The sequence below is a fragment of the Paenibacillus eucommiae genome (genome assembly GCF_017874215.1).
In the GTDB taxonomy this organism is placed as follows: Bacteria; Bacillota; Bacilli; order Paenibacillales; family NBRC-103111; genus Paenibacillus_AI; species Paenibacillus_AI eucommiae.
The window spans coordinates 1-2,558 of record NZ_JAGGLB010000075.1 but is presented as its reverse complement, the minus strand read 5'-3'; the positions used below and the strand labels follow the sequence as shown (position 1 = coordinate 2,558).

1 protein-coding gene is annotated in these 2,558 nt (G+C 47.1%); it reads left to right on the top strand.

The window, feature by feature from the left end; all coding sequences use genetic code 11:
• Positions 1-586 precede the first annotated feature (586 nt).
• Positions 587-2,401, top strand: a complete 1,815-nt coding sequence (locus J2Z66_RS42270) for a reverse transcriptase/maturase family protein (protein WP_209980120.1) — start codon at positions 587-589, stop codon at positions 2,399-2,401.
• The last annotated feature ends 157 nt before the right edge of the window (positions 2,402-2,558 follow it).

Below are 2,558 nucleotides of genomic sequence, written 5' to 3'. Positions count from 1 at the left end.
GTGCGCCATGTCGTGCGAAGAAAGAATAGTCCGGTCACCGGACCAACGTCCTTGGAAATACGTTGAGAACAACGCCTAACCTAAATCTGAAAGGAGAAGGGGACAAAAGCATGGCTGTAAAACGTGGATCATTTGAAGACGGTGTAGAAGCAAGCCACGCAAGTTCTGCCCGATATGGTTAAAAGCTATACTGCCTGAATCTGAATGACCAGGGATGGAACCGCACATCTGGGGATATACCGTCTACATACTCCCTACTTATCGTATAGTCGAATTCGAGTTTTGTTCGGCGAAATCCAAGACGACAAGCCATTGAACAGTGAGTTCAAGCAAGGTCATGAGTGGGAACCTAAGTCGGGCTATGACGTTCTTTCTATGCAAAACATGGGATTGCCTAAGGGGGGAGACCCCTATGGTAACGGAGTCTTCATAGTATCCAATGTGGTGGTTGTAATGACGGCTGCACAGGCGGACTTTAAGATGTGCCGCTGAATCGCTTGCACCGCCAAAAGGGTAACCAAGTATGCGGGAGATTAGGAGAAGGAAGACAGGTGGTTACGATATCGAAGACTTGGAGGTATGCGGAATGCAAAAAGCCGAAAAAGTGTTGGATATCATCAGCGACAGGGGCAAGCGAAAGTTACCGTTATATCGCATCTACCGTTTGCTTTACAACAAGGAACTGTTTCTTATTGCCTACAGAAACCTCTATGCCAACAAAGGTGCGATGACAAAGGGCATGACGAACGAAACGGTTGATGGGATGTCCATCTCCAAGATCGATCGAATCATCGACCAACTGAAGAGGGAAACCTACCGCTTCGCACCTGTCAGACGCGAATACATCAAGAAGAAAGGTAGTAAGAAGCAACGTCCGCTCGGACTACCCACATGGTCAGATAAATTGGTGCAAGAAGTGATCCGGTTGATCATGGAGGCTTACTTCGAACCGCAATTCAGCAATACCTCCCACGGTTTCCGTTCCAATCGGGGATGTCACACCGCATTGGGTGCTATCCGTGCCAAGGATGGCTGGAAAAGCGTGAAATGGTTCGTTGAAGGCGACATTCGGGACTGTTTCGGCAGCATTGACCATGACATTCTACTTGGCACCCTAGCGGAAAAGATCAAAGACAATCGTCTCTTGAGACTGATGCGGCAATTTCTGGCATGCGGATACCTGGAAGATTGGAAGTACAACGCTACCTTAAGCGGCTGTCCGCAGGGTTCTATTTTGAGTCCGTTATTATCCAACGTCTACATGGATAGATTCGACCAGTTCATGGAAAAGCAGATCCTCCCTGCCTATAACCACGGCGGCAAACGTGCTGAGAACAAAACCTATAGAGCACTGCGTAACCAAATGAGGAAATATATGCGACACCAAGACTGGGAGACGGTTAAGCAACTTAACAAGCAATCGCAATCCATACCTTCCAAAGATACGAACGATCCGGCTTTCAGGCGGTTGTACTATATCCGATACGCAGACGACTGGCTGCTCGGTTTTTCCGGTCCAAAACAGGAAGCGATTAAGGTCAAAGAAGAAATTAAAGCCTTCCTTACTGCTGAATTGAAGCTGGCGCTTAGCGAAGAGAAGACCTTGATAACGCATGCAAAGACGGAGAAAGCACGATTTCTCGGTTATGACATTCATGTCCTGCACGAGGATACGAAACATGATCAGCGCGGGCAGCGCAGCATTAATGGCAGCATCGGATTCCGCATGCCAGACGAAAAGATGAAGGACAAGGCAAGAGAGTATAAAAAAGGCGGAAAACCAACTCACCGCAAAGAACGGACGATTCATTCCGATTTCGACATCATTGCACAATACCAGTCCGAATTTCGGGGATTCGCACAATATTACCTACTCGCTTATAATGCTCATCAATTGCACAACCTCAAACAAACGATGGAATGGTCATTAGCACGAACCCTTGCGAACAAGTTTAAAACAACGCCGAACAAAATATTTAAGAAGTACAAATCGACGCGGGAAACGGATGGGCAAAGTTACAAGGTGCTGCAAACGGAAGTGAAACGCGAAGGCAAAAAACCGTTGGTTGCTTACTTCGGAGGGTTTAAGCTAGGATACAAAAAGAATGCCGACATTGTGGATGCGATGTCAACAGGAAAGGTGTTCAGCATCAAAAGTCAGCTGATTGACCGATTGCTAAATGAAACATGTGAGCTGTGTGAAGCCAAAGGAAACATTGAAATGCACCATGTCAAGAAATTGAAAGACCTTGAAAATAACGGTAGAAAAGACAAGCCCGAATGGATGAAGCGCATGATCGCGATGAGGAGAAAGACGCTCGCCGTATGCCACCAATGCCATGCCAGCATTCATTCGGGAAAATATGATGGTAAGAAAGTCGCTAAAGTTGATGTTGGCTGACAGTTAACCACTGGCGAGCGGAGTGCACAGGAAACTTGCATGCTCCGTTCTGAGAGGGGCATTTGGAAAAGTGCGATCTTCTGATCGTAACTCGCTGGGTGCCTACTCTACTCACGTACGGTTTGATGCAGGGGGAGCTGGAAAAGTAAAAAGAGGG